The organism is Microbispora sp. NPDC004025 (assembly GCF_053604425.1).
The window spans coordinates 243,673-260,971 of the sequence record NZ_JBSGHN010000006.1; the positions used below are offsets into that span (position 1 = coordinate 243,673).

Below are 17,299 nucleotides of genomic sequence, written 5' to 3' on the forward strand. Positions count from 1 at the left end.
CAGTGTGAGCGAGCGCGCCGACAATTTCCCGGCGTGAGTGACGGCCCTTCTTTTGACGCATGCCCCTAACACGGCGCCAGGACCCGTATGCAGAGACGTTATCGGCACAAACTTGACGACCTACCGGTGAAAGTGGGTTGATTGGGCCTGCTGACAACGTTGTCAGCCATATCTGTCTTCGGGGGCCCGAAATCCTCCCGATCAGGCTGAAGGGAAGGTTGCGATGAGACGACGGTGGATGGCGGCCGTCGCGGTCTCTGTTGCGGGTCTGCTCACTCTTTCCGCCTGTGGTGGCGGTGACAAGCAGGAGAGCGCAGGCGGTCAGGCCGCGCACAAGAAGGTCGAGGTCTTCTCGTGGTGGACGGGTCCCGGTGAGGCCGACGGCCTCAAGGCGATGCGGGACATCTTCGCCAAGCAGAACCCGAACTTCGAGTTCTTCGACGCCGCGGTGGCCGGCGGCTCGGGCGACCAGGCCCGCGCGCTGCTGTCCAGCAAGCTGCAGGCCAACCAGCCCCCGGACACCTTCCAGGGTCACGCCGGCGCCGAGCTCCAGGGCTACATCAAGAGCGGCAAGCTGGAGTCGGTGAACTTCCTGTACGACGAGCTGAAGCTGAAGGAGGTCTTCCCGCAGCAGCTCATCGACCAGATTTCGGTGCAGGGCCAGGTGTATTCCGTACCGGTGAACATCCACCGGTCGAACGTCCTGTGGTTCAACCCCTCGGTCCTCAAGGACGCCGGCGTCGACGGCGCGCCGAAGACCGTCGAGGAGTTCGTCACCGCCCTCGAGAAGGTTAAGAAGACCGGGAAGATCCCGCTGTCGATCGGCTCGCAGTGGACCCTGGTGCACCTGCTCGAGTCCGTGCTGCTCGGCTCGCTCGGCACCGACGCCTACAACGCCCTGTGGACGGCCAACGCCGACTGGTCCAACGCGAACGTGACCAAGGCGCTGGAGAACTTCAAGACCATCCTGTCGTACGCGGGCACGCCGCAGGACGACTGGCAGCCGGCGGCCAAGCAGGTCGCCGACGGCGAGGCGGCCTTCAACATCATGGGCGACTGGGCCTACGGCTACTTCCACAACCCGCCGGAGGGCGGCCTCGGCAAGGAGTCGCACAAGGACTTCGACTGGGCCGCGTCGCCGGGCACGGACGGCACGTTCATGTGGCTGTCGGACAGCTTCACGCTGCCGAAGGGCACGCCCAACCGCGACGGCGCGATCGCGTGGCTGAAGGTGGCCGCGAGCAAGGAGGGCCAGGACGCGTTCAACCCGCTGAAGGGCTCGATCCCGGCCCGCAAGGACGCCGACCAGTCCCTCTACAAGGACTACCTGTCCTGGAGCCTGGAGCAGTGGTCCGGCAGCAAGCTGGCCGGCTCGATCCAGCACGGCGTGGTCGCCAACGACGCGTGGCGCACCGCGATCACCGACGCGGTCGGCCTGTTCCAGCAGGACAAGGACGTCGCCAAGTTCCAGCAGGCGCTGGTCGCGGCGGCCAAGAACAGCGGTCAGTGACCTGATCTCCTCGTACGGCCCACGCTGCGGACAAACGGCGTGGGCCGTACTTGATCCCTGAGAGGTACATGTGACGCGGGTGCGCAGATGGCTGCCCGGGCTGCTCCTGGTGTCGCCGTCGATCATCCTCATCGCGGTCTTCGTGTACGGCCTGCTGGGCTGGAACCTCAAGCTCGCCATGACCGACAAGCACGACGAGATCGCGGAGATCCCCGGCAACTTCGTCGGGCTGGAGAACTTCACCGGCATCTGGAGCGAGGATCGCTGGGGCCTGTCGGTCCGGCACTCGATCGTCTTCACCGTGGTCTTCGTCGGCGGCGCGCTCGTCCTCGGCTGGCTCCTGGCCTTCCTGATGGAGAAGGGCATCCGGGCGGAGAGCGGCTTCCGCGCCGTCTACCTGTTCCCGATGGCCGTCTCCTTCATCGCCACCGGGGTGGTCTGGCGGTGGCTGATGAACAGCGCGACGGGTGAGCGGGCGGTCGGGCTCAACCGGCTCTTCCACTACCTCGGGGTCGACTTCCTCCAGTGGCAGTGGTTCCGCGACCCCGACTGGGGCATGGCCGCCATGGCCGTCCCGGCGATCTGGCAGATGTCCGGATACATCATGGCGCTTTTCCTCGCCGGTTTCCGGGGTGTGCCCGAGGAACTGCGGGAGGCCGCCCGGGTGGACGGCTGCGGCGAGTGGGGCGTCTACCGGCACGTTGTGCTGCCGATGCTGCGCCCGGTGACGCTGTCCGCGCTGATCATCCTCGGCCACATCTCGCTGAAGGTCTTCGACCTCGTCGTCGCGGTGTCGGGCAAGCAGCTCATCACCGACGTCCCCGCGACGTTCATGTGGACGGCGGTCTACGAATCGCACGACCCGGCGAAGGGCGCGACCATCGCGTCCTACATCGTGCTGTCCGTCGTCGTCTTCGTCGTGCCCTACCTGATCTGGGACGCCCGTAAGGGGAAGCGTTCATGACCGCGCACGTCGCCGAGAAGGCCCCGCGCACGGCGCCCGCCCGGGTCCGCGAGCGGGGCAGGGCCGCCGCGTGGGTGCGGCTCCTCCTCCTGCTGCTGTTCGTCCTGGTCTTCCTGATCCCGGTCTACGTGCTGCTGGTCACGAGCTTCAAGCCGCTCAGCGAGGCCGACCCGGCGCAGGCGTGGAACCTGCCGAAGGTGTGGACGACCGAGGCGTGGAGCGTCGCCTGGGAGAAGCTCGAGCCCGGCATCGTCAACAGCTTCCTGCTCGCGATCCCCGGCTCGCTGATCTCCGCGGCGCTCGGGTCGCTGAACGGCTACGTGCTGTCCAAGTGGCGCTTCCCCGGCGCGGACGTGCTGTTCACGCTGTTCCTGTTCGGCATGTTCATCCCGTACCAGGGCGTGATGATCCCGCTGGTGCAGCTCATGGTGGACGTGGGCGACGCGCTCGGCGTGCAGTTGTACGGCGGCATCCCCGGCCTGGTCCTCGCCCACGTGGTGTACGGCATCCCGATCTGCACGCTGATCTTCCGCAACTACTACGTCACGATCCCCGACGAGCTGATCGAGGCGTCCCGCGTGGACGGCGCGGGGATGCTGCGGACGCTGTGGTCGATCGTGCTGCCGGTCTCCGGCCCGGCGTTCGCCGTTGTGATCATCTGGCAGTTCACCTCGATGTGGAACGACTTCCTGTTCGCGGTCTTCCTCACCGGGCCGAGCTCGTGGCCGACCACGGTCATGCTCAACAACATCGCGGGCGCCGTGACGACGCCGTACAGCCAGCAGATGGCGGCGGCGATCCTGGCGTCCATCCCCACGATGGTGATCTACGTGCTGCTCGGCAGGTTCTTCATGCGCGGCCTCATGGCGGGCGCGCTCAAGGGCTGACCTCCGGGCCGAGGACGTCGGCCCGGCCGCATGCGTCAGCCCGCCGTACGGTCCCGCGGAGACAGGGGAGGGCGTTCGCCCGACCCCCGCGGGATCAGCCGCGTGGCCAGTTCGATCCTGCTGGCCGGCCCGTCGACCCCGGACAGGCGCATGAACAACAAGTCGGCGGCCGTGCGGCCCAGCCGGGTGGGATCCTGCGCCACCACGGTGACACCCAGCAGGTCGGCCAGCTCGAAGTCGTCGAACCCGACCAGCGCGAGTCCTCCGGCGGCGCCCGCGTCGGCGGTGTCCGTGAGCGACGCCAGCGTCCGCAGGGTCTCCACGGTGGCGCGGCCGTTCCCGGTCAGCAGGGCGGTCGGAGGATCGAAGGACGTGAGCAGCCGGGTCAGGTCGGCCCTCATCCGCGCCGGGTCCGGCGGCCCCATGGCCACCAGGCCCTCGTCGTACGGCAGGCCGGCCGCGGCGAGCCCCTGCTGGTAACCGCGCAGCCGTTCGGCGGCGGTGAAGATCCCCGGGGAGTCGCCGAGGAAGGCGATGCGGCGGTGACCGTGCGCGATCAGGTGGGCCGTGCCCGCGCGCGCCCCGCCCGTGTTGTCGCAGAGGACGGTGTCCGCCTCGCACCCCGCGCCGGGCGGCCGGTCGGCGAAGACCGCCTTGATCCCGGCGTCGAACTCGGGCGCGAGATAGGCGTGGTCCCTGCCCGCGGGCACGATGATCAGCCCGTCCACGCGGCGGGCGCAGAAGGCGAGCACGAGGTCGCGCTCGCGGGCCGAGTCCTCCCGGGACGAGCCGCTGAACAGCAGGTAGCCGTGGTGCAGCGCGGCGTCCTCCACCGCCCGGCTGAGGCTGGAGTAGAAGGCGTCGGCGACGTCCTCGATGACCAGGCCGATGCTCGCCGTACGGCCCCGCCGCAGGATGCGCGCGCTGTCGTTGCGGCGGTAGCCGAGCCGCTCGATGGCCGCCTGCACGCGACCGGCGGTCGCGGCGTTGACCCCGGGCTCGTTGTTGACGACGCGGGAGACGGTCTTGAGCGCCACACCGGCCGCGGCGGCCACGTCGTTCATGGTCGGACGGCCGCGTCTCGTCTCTCGCACGCAGGGATCATCTCCCATTTCTCGCGCCCTAGACAACGTTGTCAGTTTCATGATGGGAGATGGTCGGTTTTGTGGGGACGTGGGGTGCGTCAGGGGAGGTCCGCGCGGCTCGCTCCCCCGGTGGCGCGCAGGTCGGCCTCGATCCCTGCGGCGGTGGCGAGCAGCGGGGGCAGCAGGTCGCGGCGCGCGGACTCCGGCGTGGTCCGGCTGGCGTGCGAGGAGACGTTGACCGCCGCCACCACCCGGCCGTCGCGGCCCCTGATCGGCGCGGCGATCGACCGTAGCCCCTCCTCCAGCTCCTGGTCCACCAGGGCCCAGCCCTGGGCGCGTACCTCGTCGAGCGCGGTGCGCAGGGCTGTCGGCGACGTGGCGGTGTGGGGGGTCAGCCGCCGCAGGTCGGCGCGGGCGAGGTAGGCGCCGAGGTCCTCCGGGGACAGCCCCGCGAGCAGCACGCGGCCCATCGAGGTGCAGTACGCCGGGAAGCGGGTGCCGATCGCGATCGTCACGCGCATGATCCGGGCCGTCGGCACGCGGGCCACGTAGACGATGTCGGTGTCGTCCAGCACCGAGACCGACGCCGACTCGTGCACCTCGGCGGCGAGCCGTTCCAGGTGCGGCAGCGCGACCTCGGGCAGGGACAGGCTCGACAGGTAGGCGTAGCCCAGCTCCAGGACCCGGGGCGACAGCGCGAAGAGCCGCCCGTCGGTCCGCACGTAGCCCAGGCCGGCGAGCGTCAACAGGAACCTGCGCGCGGCGGCGCGGGTGAGACCGGTCTTGCGGGCCACCTCGCTGAGCGTCAGCTCCGGGCTCGCCGCGTCGAACGCCCGGATCACCGCCAGACCCCGGGCCAGCGACTGGACGTGCTCCTCCGCCATGGCCGCCCACCACCTCCCGACCGAACCCTAGCGCCGGACGGGGCTCGGGACACCGCGACGGTAGGGTTTGGCGGGTGACGAGGAGGATCGTGGTTCACCGGGGGAATGCGCTGCTCATCGCCGGATTCGTCCTGGCGGCGCTCAACCTGAGGCCCGCTCTCGCGGGCGTGTCACCGCTCCTCCCGGCCATCATGCGGGACCTCGGCCTCAGCCCCGCCGCAGGCGGCGCCATCACCACGGTGATGGTGGCGTGCCTCGGCCTGCTCGCTCCGGTCGCGCCCGCGCTGGCCACCCGCATCGGGCTGGACCGCACGCTGCTGGCCGGCCTGCTCGTCCTGGCCGCCGGCGTCGCCCTCCGCAGCGCGGACGGCGTGCCCGCGTTGTACTCCGGCGCGGCCCTGGCCGGTACGGCCATCGCCGTGATGAACGTCGTCATGCCGGGCCTCGTCAAGCAGCACTTCCCGGACCGGGTCGGGCTCTTCACCGGCCTGTACGTCTCGGTCATGGTGAGCGGGGCGGCGGCGGCCTCGGCGGCGATGGTCCCGCTGGCGGGGCAGACCGGCTGGCGGGCGGCGGCGGGGTCGGCGGCCCTGCTCGCGCTGCTGGCGGCGGCCCTGTGGTGGATGGCGCTCACCAGGGCGGCGCCGTTCCCCGCGCCCCGGGCCCGGGCAAAGGCGGCCCAGCCGGAGGTCCCCCCGGCCGGGGCGGCGCGATCGGTGGCGGGCCCGGAGCGGCCGTCGTCCCCGGAGGCACGCGAGGCCCGCCGTTCCCGGCCCGGCGACTCCGGCCACCGGCCGTACGCGGCCCTGCTCCGCGCGCCGGCGACGTGGCCGGTCATGGCGTTCATGGGGCTGCAGTCGCTGACCTTCTACGTCCTGCTGGCCTGGCTGCCCACCGTGTTCCAGGCCGCCGGCCTGCCCGCCGACGAGGCGGGATATCTGCTGGGCCTGACGAACCTCATGCAGATCGCCGCGGCGCTGGTCGTCCCCCTGCACGCGGGCCGGGCCCGATCCCAGGCGCCGCACGTGGTCGTGGCCGTGCTGCTGACCGTCGGCGGATATCTGGGGGTGCTGCTCGCGCCCACCACCACGCCGTGGCTGTGGATGATCGTCCTCGGGCTCGGCCAGGGGGCCTCGATCGCGCTCGCCCTGCTGATCATCACGCTGCGGGCGCCCGATCCGGCCTCGGTGACCGCGCTGTCGGCGGTCGCCCAGTCGAGCGGTTACCTGCTGGCCGCGATCGGCCCGCTCGCGTTCGGTCTGCTCCACGAGCTGTCCGGCGGCTGGACGGTGCCCCTGCTCGCCGGGCTGGGGGCGTGCGGCCTCCAACTGGTGTCGGGGATGCTCGCCGCCCGCCCGGCGCGGGCGTAGTCAGCGCGGCAGCCGTTCGAGGTCGATCTCGACGGGGAACGGGGCGTCGACCGCCAGCCGGGTGTGGTGGACGCCGGTCACCTGGTATCCGGCTCCGCCGGCGTCGAGCTCGTAGGAGTAGACGAACGGCCGCCAGCCGGTGCTCTCGACCCGCCAGAAGTGCGGGATTCCGGCCGCCGCGTAGTGCCGTGGCAGCGCGTCACGGTCGGAGACGGCCGAGTCGGGGCCGGCGATGTCGATGACCAGCCGCACCTCCTCGGCGAGGTAGCAGGTCCTCCGGTCGTCGGAGGCGGCGAGGTCGTCGACGAGGGACACGTCGGGGCGGGCGCGCCGCTCCGGCTCCAGCAGCACGTCCATCCGGTTGACCGCCACCAGGTCGCCGGGCGCCTGCGCGTTCAACGCCGTGCGCAGGCCGTAGGCCACGCGTTCGCGGAACCGTGTCTGGGAGCCGGTGGAGATGAGGCCGGCGTCGAGGCTGCCGGTGTCGTCCCCACCGTCCCGCTGCTCGCCGGCGGCGGGACGGGGCAGGGAGAGCCGATCGGGGACGCCCCCGGCCCCGTCTCCCGGACGAGGCTGCAGCCAGTCATCGAGCACGCTGGTCATGGCAGCAGCCTAGCGTCACGGTGGGTGATGGCCGAACTACTCGCACCGCCCTAAGCGGGGTCGAGTGGGCGCAATTCGTCCGCGTATCCGACCGAAAGGCGGCGCATGGTCCCGTCCTCGGTGATGGAGTACTGCCCCATCCGCCACAGGGGCGGGGAGTACGCGTGGATCGAGACCGAGCCGGGCGCCTCGCCGGTCAGCCGGTGGATGTGGTCGGGCCCGAAGGAGAAGGCGTCGCCTGCCACGACCTGCGTCTCCAGGTGGGCGCCGCCGATGCGCGGGTTGCACTCCTTCAGCTCACCGGCGACGACGCGGACCGCGCCGGAGGAGACGTCGTGGTCGTGCCAGCCGGTGTCGTCCCCGGGGCGCCAGCACAGCAGCCACACGTCCACGTACGCGTCCCGGTGCAGGGAGACGTAGTGGCGTCCCCCGTCCTCCGCGCCCTCGAAGCTGAGGTGGTGACGCCACAGCTCGGGCCGTGCGGCCAGGTCCTCTACCAGGGCGAGCAGTTCGCGGCGGTCGAGCGCGCGTGCGGGCAGGTCGGTGAAGGAGGCACACAGCGCGCCTTCCTGGATCGTGGGCGTGCTCATTGCGGCGACTCCTTCCGGGACAGCAGGCGGCCGGGATTGGCCACGCGGACGGCGTGATCGATGGCTCGTAGTGCGGGGTCGCCCGGGTCCGGCCAGGCCGACTCGGCGTACGGCTGGTCGCTTCCGGCGACGAGGACGTCGATGCCGAGTTCGCGGATCACCGCGTCGGCGGCCCGGGGTCCGTAGGACGACGTCTCGAGGAACAGGCCGGGGTCCACCAGGCCGCGCCCGGCGGCGCCCCGGCTCAACTGGCGCTCCCTGTGCAGCGGGGCCAGTCCGGCCAGCAGGGCGAAGCAGACCTTCAAGCGGGGATGCCGGGGCCGGCCGAACGCCTCGAACGCGTACCAGGCGGCGTGCATCTGCTGCACGTACGGCACGACGGCGGCCCACCACGCCGGGCCCGGGGCGGCGGCGGGGCCCGGGTGGACGAACAACGGCAGGCCGCGCTCCTCCAGCACGTCGAGCAGCGGGGCGGCCAGGGCCAGCCCCCGGGCGTCGCCGAGCGCGGTCGCCGGAAGCTGCAGCCCGGCCAGCCCCCGGCCGGGGGCGCGGTCGAGGACGTGCGCGAGCCGTACGGGGTCGGGGTCGGTCACCGGTGCGGCGGCCCAGGCGCCGAACGGCGCGGGCAGCGCGCGGGCGTCGGCGTGGTAGGCGTCGATGAGCGGCCACGCCTCCTCCGGCGGCAGGTGCTCGATGCCGAGCGGGCTCGACAGGGAGACGAGGGCGAGGTCGAGGTGGGCGTTGCGCTTGCGCCGGATCTCCACGTCGTGGTCGGCCGGATCCGCCTCGTACGGCGGCTCGCCGTCGAGGACGAGCGTCCATCCGTTCAGGAAGGGCGGGCGGGTGCGGCGGCGCAGCGCGTCGACGAGGGACGGCGTCCACAGGTGCTGGTGCACGTCGACACTCATCGGCCCGGCCTCTCCGAGAAGTCCTCATTCCCTACTAACAATACATGATTATCGGCCGGGTGTGACCCCGGGGCGGATCGCGACCCGCCCCGGAGCCGGTCAGTCGTCGCCGAGGATCATGTTGAGGATCCAGCTGATCACGCCGACGACGATGGCGCCCCAGAAGGCGGCCATGAACCCGTCGACGTGGAAGGGGAGGTCGAGCTGCTCGGCGAGCCAGCTCGTGAACAGCAGCAGGGCGGCGTTCACCACCAGGGCGAACAACCCGAGCGTGATCACGTAGAACGCGCAGCCGATCGTCTTGATGACCGGCTTGATGACGGCGTTCACGAGGCCGAAGATCAGCGCGACCGCGAGGAGGGTGCCGATCTGCTTGGCCGTGGAGCCGGCGCTGACGGTGATGCCGTCCACCAGCTTGGTGGACGCCCACAGGGCCGCGGCCACCACGATGATCTTGAGTATGACCTTCACCTCAAGAATCCTTCCACGGCACGGCAAAGAACGCGCGGCTCCCGTGTGGCCGATGCGGGCGGGGTCCGCGCCGGTGGCCGCGGGTGGGGTGGCAAAAAGCCCGTCCGCTTCCGGCGGTCTTTCTCCCGTGGCGGGGGTATAAGGGGCAAACCTGGGGGAAACCCACGAGTTGGGGGTGAGATCGAATGGACGTGGAAGAGCTCGAGTCGCTCCCCGCGAAGGAGCTGCACGACCGCGCCGTGCGCTACGCCGTACGGCACGGCGACCTGGGGTTCCTGTGGGAACTGCTGAAGGTCATCCCGGCGGCCGAGGCCGCCAGCGGTAACACGGGCGAGACCGCGAACGACCTCAGCAGGGTCTCGGCGCTGCTCAGCGACGCGATCGGGGCGGGCGAGGGCGAGCTCGGCGACGCGCTCCGGCCGGTCTACGTCGAATACCTGTCCAAACATCCCGACGCCTGAGCGCGCCCCGTCCCCGGGAACGCTCAGCAACCTCTCATCTCCGCACGTCACAATGGCGGCGTGGTCAAGACACAGGTGCTCGTCGTCGACGACGAACCCGAGGTCCGCGACGCGATCGCGCGGGCGCTGCGCGTGGAGGGATACGGCGTGGCGACCGCCGGGGACGGCATGGACGCCCTCGACGCCATCGACGGCGTCGCGCCCGACCTCGTGGTGCTCGACGTGCTCATGCCGGGCATGGACGGGATGGAGGTCTGCCGGGCGCTGCGCGGCGACGGCAACCGGCTGCCGGTGCTCATGCTGACGGCCCTCGACGGCATCGGCGACAAGGTGGCCGGGCTGGACGCGGGCGCCGACGACTACCTGGTGAAGCCGTTCGCGCTGGAGGAGCTGTTCGCCCGGGTGCGCGCCCTGCTCCGCCGCGCCGCGCCGCCCCCGGAGGCGGGCTTCGCCGACCTGGTCCTGCTGCCCGACAGCAGGCAGGCCCGGCGCGGCCGCCGGCTCATCGACCTGACGAGGACCGAATACGCCCTGCTCGACCTGCTGATCCGCAACGGCGGCCAGGTGCTGACCCGGCAGGTCATCCTCGAACGCATCTGGGGCTACGGCTTCCGGCCCGGGTCCAACCCGCTGGAGGTCTACATCGGTTACCTGCGCAAGAAGACCGAGGCGGCGGGCGAGCCGCGGCTCATCCACACCGTACACGGCCTCGGGTACGCGCTCAGGGAGCCCGCCGCCTCTACCGCCGGGGAGGAGCCGTGAAGCTCCGCTGGCGGCTCGCGATGGCCTCCGCCCTGGCCGGCGCGGTGAGCGTGATCGTCGTGATCGTGGCCGCCTACGCCATCACCTGCCGCCGGGTGGAGTGGGCGATGGACCACTACGGGACGTACGAGAGGTACGGCGACCGGCCTCCGAACGGCGTGCTGGCCGCCCTCGCCGACGTGGACGACCTGGGCTGGCCCTTCGTCGTCGTGGCGCTCGGCGGCCTGGTGCTCTCCGGGGGGCTCGGCTGGCTGGCCGCGCGGGCGGCGCTGCGGCCCGTCAACGCGCTCAAGGACGCCGCCGGACGGGTGGCCACCACCCGTGACCTCACCACCCGGATCGAGGCGGCGGGGGACGACGAGCTGAGCAGCCTGGCGCGCAGCTTCAACGCGATGCTCGACGCCCTGGAACGCTCCGCCAAGTCGCAGAAGCGCCTCGTCGCCGACGCCTCCCACGAGTTGCGCACCCCGCTCACCGCCCTGCGGACCAACGTCGAGCTGCTGATGAGGGGAGACCTGCCGCAGGAGGTCCACGACGAGGTGAGCCGGGCCGTGGTGAGCGGCCTGGAGGAGCTGACGGCGCTCGTCTCCGACGTGGTCGAGCTGGCCCGCGACGAGGAGCCCGCCGTGCTCGTGGAGAGCGTGCGCCTCGACGAGCTCGTGGAGCGGGAGGTCGCCCGGGCGGCCCGGCACTGGCCCTCGACCGCGTACTCCGTCTCGATGGAGCCGTGGGTCGTGCGGGGCGTGCCCGACCGGCTCGCCCGCGCCGTCGCCAACCTGCTCGACAACGCGGCCAAGTACAGCCCGGCCGGCGGCCTGGTCGAGGTGTCGCTGCGGGGCGGCGTTCTGACGGTGCGCGACCACGGCCCCGGCATCTCCGCCGACGACCTGCCGCACGTCTTCGACCGCTTCTACCGCGCGCCCTCGGCTCGGGCGCTGCCCGGATCGGGGCTCGGCCTGGCCATCGTGGGCCAGGTGGTGGACAGCCACGGCGGCAGCGTGTCGGCCAGCGCCGCCCCCGGCGGCGGCACGCTCGTCCGCCTGGCCCTCCCAGTAGGGTGAGGTCATGGGCTCTGTACGCGTCGAGCGGACCGAGGACGGGTTCGTCGCCCGCAACGAGCGGGGCGCCGAGATCGAGATGGGCACGGGCGACGGCCTGTTCAGCCCGGTCGAGCTGCTGCTGGCCGCCGTCGGCGGATGCAACGTCATGACGGTCGAGCCGCTCACCGCCAAGCGGGGTCACCGGCTCGTGAGGCTGGCCGTCGAGGTCTCCGCCGAGAAGGAGAGCCCGACCCTCCTGCGCTCGGTCACCGTGACGTACGACGTGGAGCTGCCCTCGGAGGACTCCGGCGAGGTCTTCGAGGCCGTCGCCGAGCGGGTCCACGAGCGTCACTGCACGGTGAGCCGGTCGCTCCAGAAGGGCACCGAGGTCCGGCTGGACCTCGGGAAGTAGCACGGCCGGGCGGGGGCCGCCCGGATGTAGGCCGGAAATCAACCTGCCGATGACGACTTCATGACAGGGCCCCTTGTAGTGTTGAAGCAGGTCCTCGGGAGAGGCCGACAGACTTTCTTGATAAAGGACGCGGATGGGGGAACCGCGTCCGGAAAGCGGGGGACCCGCCGGTGCCTTTGGGGAGGGCATTCCTGGCGGAACCGCTTTGATCCGGAGCCGGGCAGTTGGGGGACTGCCCGGCTCCGGCATTTCCGGGGTCCTCCACCCGTTCTCCCTCCACCCCCGTCCGGATGCCGGCCGCCTCGCGCGGGGGTCTGCCCGGCCCGGTACGGCCATCGCGCCGCCGAACAGGCGGCCGGACATCGGCACGATCATGACGGGGAACAGCAGGCCGCCGAAGGCGGGCCGGCCGCCCCGGACATCCCGCCGGGAGCCCTGACCGCCCGGCACATCGCGCCCGGCGACGACCTCGCCACCCGGGCCGCAGCGGCTCGCGGACCCGCCGCGGCAGGGCGTCGGGGTCCGCGGGTGCCCCGGGAGCCCGGACCGCCCGCACATCCCACCGCCCCGGCCGCCATGGACCGCGTCCGGCGTGCCCCCTTCACCCTGCCGTTCGCTTCGCCCTTGCCGTTCGCTTCGCCCTTGCCGTCCGGCTCCACCTGCATTCCGCCGGGACGTCGGTCTGTCATCCCCTTGCGCGCGTCTTCGCGGCAGGGAAAAGGGCTTTGCATTCGTAAACCCGGGAGGCTTCGTCTCGCCGTGCGTGCGCGCTTTTGCGGCGGAATGCTTTCCCGCGTCGTCTCCGGTGATTTCCTTGGTGTTCTCTTGCCGTACGGCCCGCCGATTTTGCCTCGCGCGGATCGGGCGCCCGGTCACGCACTGTCGGCATCGCCGCAGGCAGAGGGGCCGGCGATGGTCCGGCTTGGGGTAAACAGGGCCACGGGTAGATCTTCTGGGCGTTATGCGGCTTTTACTTTGCTCCGTCCTGACTCGTCCTGTAGTGTCCTGTTTGCCGCCAACCGGTGGCTGGTTTGGACTTGGAGAGGAGATCACCGTGGGTGACCCCACATCGACCTCCGAGCCGAGGCATTTCGGATCACACGTCTGACTCACGACGGCCTTCCGGCCGATCGCCATAGCTTCCGCGCACACGCCTCCGGGTGAACGACCTCTCGTACCCGGACACGTGGCCCGTCTTCGCGGTCTGCCGTTCGCAGGTCCCTAGATGACGCATGGCCATCCTCTGTCGTCTCAACGAAAGATCCCCAGCCCTGATGAAGACTCTGTTTGACCTGCGTGGCAACCGACGACTCTCCGCCGCGGCCTCGCTCGCCGGTGTGGTGGCCGTCACCGCGTCCCTTGTGGCCGCCGCGCCCGCGCCCGTCGAGCAGCCGGTCAACGAGGCCGCCAACGTCTCCGCCGCCGCCCCGGCGCGCGAGCTCGCCTTCGCCATCCCCGCGCACGAGGAGGTCCTGCTCCAGGGCAGCACCACCGGTTCGTACTTCTGGGACGACTCGTCGGGCCGCCAGGGCGACACCGGCCTGCCCGCCATCGGCAAGCCCATGCAGAAGGGCCTGTTCGCCAGCCCGAGCTGGCCGCTCGGCACCGAGGGCTACGTCTTCTACAAGGGAAAGAAGGCCAAGTTCTTCATCGGTGACCGCGGCCCGGGCGTCCCGTCCGACAGCGGCGTCATGCTGGACATCGACGGCAAGACCTTCGCCGAGCTGACCGGCACCAGCTGGAACGAGAACACGCTGACCGTCACCGGCGACCTCGGCCACATCCCGATCCAGTACGTCGTCACCAAGTGGGGCGACGGCCCGGGCCTGCGCGGCACGCCGATGCCGTTCTCCAGCGGCGCCTGGCGGGGCTGAGCTCCGAAATCCGATCACGTGGCGATGTGCGCGACCTTCGCGGGACTGCTAAGGTAACGGACATCGCAGGCGCCGCTAGCTCAGTTGGTTAGAGCAGCTGACTCTTAATCAGCGGGTCCGGGGTTCGAGTCCCTGGCGGCGCACAGAACGAAAGCCCAGGTCGGCGCAGCCGCCCTGGGCTTTCGCTGTTCGCCGGTCGTCTCATCTCCCCAGGAGCCTCGTCATGAAGACGCTGTTGGGGTCGGGCCGATAGTCGGCGAAGGGCTCGCAGTATTCGAACCCGAACTTCTCGTACAGCCGTCTCGCGGGCAGGAAGAAGTCGGCCGAGCCGGTCTCCAGGCTCAGGCGGGCGAAGCCCAGCCGCTCGGCCTCGGTGAGGATGTGCCGCAGCAGCAGGGAGGCGATCCCGCCGCGTTTGCGCGCCGTGGCGGTCCGCATCGACTTGAGTTCGGCGTGATCGGCGTCCAGCCTCTTGATCGCACCGCAGCCGACGAGGGCGTCGCCGTCCAGCACCGACCAGAACCTGATCCCGGGCGCGCGGAGAGCGTCGAGGTCGAGGGCGTGCTTGCTCTCCAGGGGGGTGATCGACCGCATCTCCCGGACGTGCTCCATGAGGAACTCGGCGATCTGCGGGCCGGACAGGTCGTCTTCGACGATTCTCATTTGTTCCGTTCATCCATCGGATCGACAGCACTGTCCCGCACTCTAGGCCGCCGCCGTGCGCTTCAGCGATGCCGAAGGCGTGGGGGAGGAAAAGGGCAGCAGGCAAGGATCCGGTCGATACGCCATAAGATGGACGCGGAGTGCCGGGAAGTCTGGTCGGCGGTCGTCGTAACCGAGCCCGGAAACGGAGCGCCCATGGCCTCTCCCCGCCGACTGTCCCTCCTCGGTCCCGCCTCTCGGGCCGAGACCCGCCGCATCGCCGACATCCTCCGCAAGGAGACGATCGGCGGCGCGCTGCTCCTGATCGCCGCCGTCGCGGCCCTCGTCTGGGCCAACTCGCCCTGGTCGGAGACGTACGCGGGGCTGCGCTCGGCCACGGTCGGTCCGGCCGGGTGGCACCTGGACCTCAGCCTAGCCAAGTGGGCCTCCGACGGGCTGCTGGCGATCTTCTTCTTCGTCGCCGGGTTGGAGCTCAAGCGCGAGTTCGTGGCGGGAGACCTGCGCGATCCCCGGCGGGCCGTCGTCCCGGTCGCGGCGGCCGTCGGCGGTGTGATCGTCCCGGCCCTGCTCTATCTGCTGGTCAACGGGCTCCTCGACGACGGCGCGGTGCGGGGATGGGCGACCCCGACGGCCACCGACATCGCGTTCGCGCTGGCGGTGCTCGCCGTGGTGGGGCGGCGCCTGCCCGCCGCGCTGCGCACGTTCCTGCTCACCCTGGCGGTCGTGGACGACCTGCTGGCGATCGCGATCATCGCGGTGTTCTACACGTCGCACCTGTCGGTGGTGCCGCTGCTGGCGGCGCTGGTGCCGCTCGGCGTCTTCACCGTGCTGGTGCAGCGGCGGGTGCGCTCGTGGTGGCTGCTGCTCCCGCTGGCCGGCCTGACCTGGGGGCTGGTCCACGCCTCGGGTGTGCACGCCACGGTGGCCGGGGTGCTGCTCGGCTTCGCCGTACCCGTCCTGCGCAGTGAGAAGGCGGGCGGCCCGGAGGCGGGACCGGGGCTCGCCGAGCACTTCGAGCACCGGTTCCGCCCCATCTCGGCCGGCGTGGCCGTGCCGCTGTTCGCGTTCCTGTCCGCGGGTGTGCCGCTCGGCGGGCTGGGCGGAATGACGAACCTGCTCACCGACCCGGTGCCGCTGGGTGTCATCGCCGGACTCGTCGTGGGCAAGCCGCTGGGAATCATGGCGGCCACCTGGCTCACCGCCCGCTTCACCCGTGCCGACATCGACGAGGGGCTGGCGTGGGTGGACGTCGGCGGGCTGGCGATCCTGTCCGGCATCGGGTTCACGGTGTCCCTGCTCATCGGCGAGCTGGCGTTCGGCCCGGGCACGGCCCGCGACGCCCAGGTCAAGCTGGCGGTGCTGGCCGGCTCACTGGTCGCGGCGCTGCTGGCGACGGTGGTGCTGCGGCTGCGCGACCGGGCGTACCGGCGGCTCGCCGAGGCCGAAAGCGCCGGATCCGAGGGTGCCGGATCCAAGCGTGCCGGGGCCGAGAGTGCCGGATCCGAGGGCGCCGGGGCCATGGCCATCGGCGAGCGGCAGTCGTACGGCGAGTGACACCGCGCCCGGTGGTTCTCACCACATGACGGGCAGCGTGTCGAACCCTCCGGCCAGCCTGTCGGTGTGCGCCCTGAGCTCCTCGTACGGCACGGCGAGCGCGAGGGTGGGGAAGCGCGCGAAGAGGGAGCCGAAGACCGCGCCCAACTCGACCCGCGCCAGGGACGCCCCTAGACAGTGGTGCGGCCCGTGGCCGAACCCGACGTGCGGCTGGGGATCGCGCCGCCGGATGTCGAAGCTGTCGGGGGCGGGGTAGACGCGCTCGTCCCTGTTGGCCGCCGGGGTGGACAGCATGACCAGCTCGCCCGCCCGGATCCGCACACCGGCGAGCTCGACGTCCTCGTGCGCGTAGCGCACCAGCCCGTGCTCGCTGGGCGAGGCGACCCGCATGATCTCCTCGACCGCGCCGTCCAGGAGGGAGGGGTCGCTCCGCAACGCGTCGCGCTGCTCCGGGTTGCGCAGGAACAGCAGCACGCCGTAGTCGATCTGGTTGACCGTGGTCTCGTGGCCGGCGAACAGCAGGCCGCCCGCGATCCTGGCGACGTCGTCCTCCGGCAGGGCGGCATTCGCGAGGTCGGAGTAGACGTCCTCGGCCGGGTGGTCCCGCTTGGTCTTGACGATCTCGTAGGTGTAGGTGTTCAGCTCCACCTGGGCGGCGGCGGACCGCTCGGGGTGACGCAGGTCGGTCATCGCCTCGGCCATGGCCCGGAACCTGTCCCTGTCCTCGTACGGCACGCCGAGAAGCTCGCAGATCACCTGGATCGGCAGCGGGAGCGACAGGCCGGCGTGCAGGTCGGCGGGCGGACCCTGCTCGGCGAGCCGGTCGAGCAGGCGTCCGGTCAGCGCCACGACCCGGTCCGACAGGCTCCGCATGCGCCGGGCCGAGAACGCGGGGGAGAGCAGCCGCCGCATCTGGGTGTGGACGGACCGTTCCGTGGCGTAGTCGCCGCTCGGGCCGCCGAGCAGGGCGTTGTTCGACAGGCGGGCCGCGCTCGGCGGGTCCGGGTGGGACCGGCCGAACCTGTCGTCGCCGAACACCTGCCGTATCTCCTGGTAGCCCGTGACGAGCCACGCCTCGTCGCCCATCGCGGTCGTGACCTTGGTGATCGGCGCCCTGCTCCGCAGTTCGTGGAAGCCGGGAGATATCTCCAGGACGTCCGGCCGGTCGAACGGCAGCCGTGGGAGTCCGGGCATGGGTGGCCTTCCTTTCGCTCGATGTCGGCCTTTCGAATCTCTCCCCTGACTCGCTGTCCGGCAAGGT

Annotated in this window: 18 protein-coding genes and 1 tRNA gene; 11 read left to right on the plus strand and 8 right to left on the minus strand. The window is 71.2% G+C overall.

The window, feature by feature from the left end; genetic code table 11:
- The first annotated feature begins 223 nt into the window (after nt 1–223).
- The 3 genes from ACWEQG_RS18495 to ACWEQG_RS18505 all read left to right on the plus strand — a co-directional run bounded on the left by ACWEQG_RS18495 (nt 224) and on the right by ACWEQG_RS18505 (nt 3,361).
- A complete protein-coding gene (locus tag ACWEQG_RS18495) occupies nt 224–1,510 on the plus strand; it encodes an ABC transporter substrate-binding protein (protein WP_452286099.1) in 1,287 nt (428 codons plus the stop codon).
- 79 nt (nt 1,511–1,589) lie between these two features.
- Nucleotides 1,590–2,474 (plus strand): carbohydrate ABC transporter permease, encoded by an 885-nt coding sequence (locus ACWEQG_RS18500; RefSeq protein WP_452286101.1) that lies wholly within the window; start codon nt 1,590–1,592, stop codon nt 2,472–2,474.
- Nucleotides 2,471–3,361, plus strand: a complete 891-nt coding sequence (locus tag ACWEQG_RS18505; RefSeq protein WP_363462534.1) for a carbohydrate ABC transporter permease — start codon at nt 2,471–2,473, stop codon at nt 3,359–3,361. Before ACWEQG_RS18500 ends, ACWEQG_RS18505 begins: the two co-directional genes overlap by 4 nt.
- Nucleotides 3,362–3,396: 35 nt before the next feature.
- Here ACWEQG_RS18505 and ACWEQG_RS18510 read toward each other — a convergent pair whose 3' ends face one another.
- Complete coding sequence (locus ACWEQG_RS18510) at nt 3,397–4,455, minus strand: LacI family DNA-binding transcriptional regulator (protein WP_452286103.1); 1,059 nt, start codon at nt 4,453–4,455, stop codon at nt 3,397–3,399.
- 89 nt (nt 4,456–4,544) lie between these two features.
- A complete protein-coding gene (locus tag ACWEQG_RS18515) occupies nt 4,545–5,330 on the minus strand; it encodes an IclR family transcriptional regulator (RefSeq protein ID WP_452286106.1) in 786 nt (261 codons plus the stop codon).
- A gap of 74 nt (nt 5,331–5,404) precedes the next feature.
- Here ACWEQG_RS18515 and ACWEQG_RS18520 point away from each other — a divergent pair, with 74 nt between their 5' ends.
- On the plus strand, nt 5,405–6,700 hold the full coding sequence (locus tag ACWEQG_RS18520; protein ID WP_452286108.1) for an MFS transporter: 1,296 nt from the start codon (nt 5,405–5,407) through the stop codon (nt 6,698–6,700).
- Here the strand turns inward: ACWEQG_RS18520 and ACWEQG_RS18525 are convergent, their stop codons facing one another.
- The 4 genes from ACWEQG_RS18525 to ACWEQG_RS18540 form a co-directional block, all read right to left on the minus strand.
- On the minus strand, nt 6,701–7,303 hold the full coding sequence (locus ACWEQG_RS18525) for a Uma2 family endonuclease (RefSeq protein ID WP_452286110.1): 603 nt from the start codon (nt 7,301–7,303) through the stop codon (nt 6,701–6,703). It abuts the gene before it with no gap.
- Between the two features lie 50 nt (nt 7,304–7,353).
- Nucleotides 7,354–7,893 carry a cysteine dioxygenase gene (locus ACWEQG_RS18530; RefSeq protein WP_452286112.1) on the minus strand — a complete coding sequence of 180 codons (540 nt, stop codon included), beginning with the start codon at nt 7,891–7,893 and terminating at the stop codon, nt 7,354–7,356.
- On the minus strand, nt 7,890–8,801 hold the full coding sequence (locus tag ACWEQG_RS18535) for an amidohydrolase family protein (protein WP_452286114.1): 912 nt from the start codon (nt 8,799–8,801) through the stop codon (nt 7,890–7,892). Before ACWEQG_RS18535 ends, ACWEQG_RS18530 begins: the two co-directional genes overlap by 4 nt.
- 99 nt (nt 8,802–8,900) lie before the next feature.
- A complete protein-coding gene (locus ACWEQG_RS18540; protein WP_452286116.1) occupies nt 8,901–9,272 on the minus strand; it encodes a phage holin family protein in 372 nt (123 codons plus the stop codon).
- Nucleotides 9,273–9,457: 185 nt separating this feature from the next.
- On the opposite strand from ACWEQG_RS18540, the gene ACWEQG_RS18545 reads away from it, so the two are divergent.
- The 6 genes from ACWEQG_RS18545 (at nt 9,458) to ACWEQG_RS18570 (ending at nt 13,964) form a co-directional block, all read left to right on the plus strand.
- Complete coding sequence (locus ACWEQG_RS18545) at nt 9,458–9,733, plus strand: hypothetical protein (RefSeq protein ID WP_346224662.1); 276 nt, start codon at nt 9,458–9,460, stop codon at nt 9,731–9,733.
- A gap of 60 nt (nt 9,734–9,793) precedes the next feature.
- Entirely contained in the window at nt 9,794–10,495 is a 702-nt protein-coding gene (locus ACWEQG_RS18550) for a response regulator transcription factor (protein WP_363462526.1), read from the plus strand.
- Complete coding sequence (locus ACWEQG_RS18555; protein WP_452286118.1) at nt 10,492–11,556, plus strand: HAMP domain-containing sensor histidine kinase; 1,065 nt, start codon at nt 10,492–10,494, stop codon at nt 11,554–11,556. The genes ACWEQG_RS18550 and ACWEQG_RS18555 overlap by 4 nt, the downstream gene beginning before the upstream one ends.
- 4 nt (nt 11,557–11,560) lie before the next feature.
- Nucleotides 11,561–11,947 carry an OsmC family protein gene (locus ACWEQG_RS18560; protein WP_452286120.1) on the plus strand — a complete coding sequence of 129 codons (387 nt, stop codon included), beginning with the start codon at nt 11,561–11,563 and terminating at the stop codon, nt 11,945–11,947.
- Between the two features lie 1,274 nt (nt 11,948–13,221).
- A complete protein-coding gene (locus ACWEQG_RS18565; protein ID WP_363462523.1) occupies nt 13,222–13,821 on the plus strand; it encodes a hypothetical protein in 600 nt (199 codons plus the stop codon).
- A gap of 69 nt (nt 13,822–13,890) precedes the next feature.
- Nucleotides 13,891–13,964 (plus strand) — tRNA-Lys (locus ACWEQG_RS18570).
- 58 nt (nt 13,965–14,022) lie between these two features.
- On the opposite strand, the gene ACWEQG_RS18575 is transcribed toward ACWEQG_RS18570, so the two are convergent.
- Nucleotides 14,023–14,484, minus strand: coding sequence for a GNAT family N-acetyltransferase (locus ACWEQG_RS18575; protein WP_452286122.1), 462 nt, complete (start codon nt 14,482–14,484; stop codon nt 14,023–14,025).
- 195 nt (nt 14,485–14,679) lie between these two features.
- Here ACWEQG_RS18575 and nhaA point away from each other — a divergent pair, with 195 nt between their 5' ends.
- A complete protein-coding gene (nhaA, locus tag ACWEQG_RS18580) occupies nt 14,680–16,038 on the plus strand; it encodes a Na+/H+ antiporter NhaA (protein ID WP_452286125.1) in 1,359 nt (452 codons plus the stop codon).
- Between the two features lie 18 nt (nt 16,039–16,056).
- Here nhaA and ACWEQG_RS18585 read toward each other — a convergent pair whose 3' ends face one another.
- Nucleotides 16,057–17,232, minus strand: coding sequence for a cytochrome P450 (locus ACWEQG_RS18585; RefSeq protein ID WP_452286127.1), 1,176 nt, complete (start codon nt 17,230–17,232; stop codon nt 16,057–16,059).
- Between the last annotated feature and the right edge of the window lie 67 nt (nt 17,233–17,299).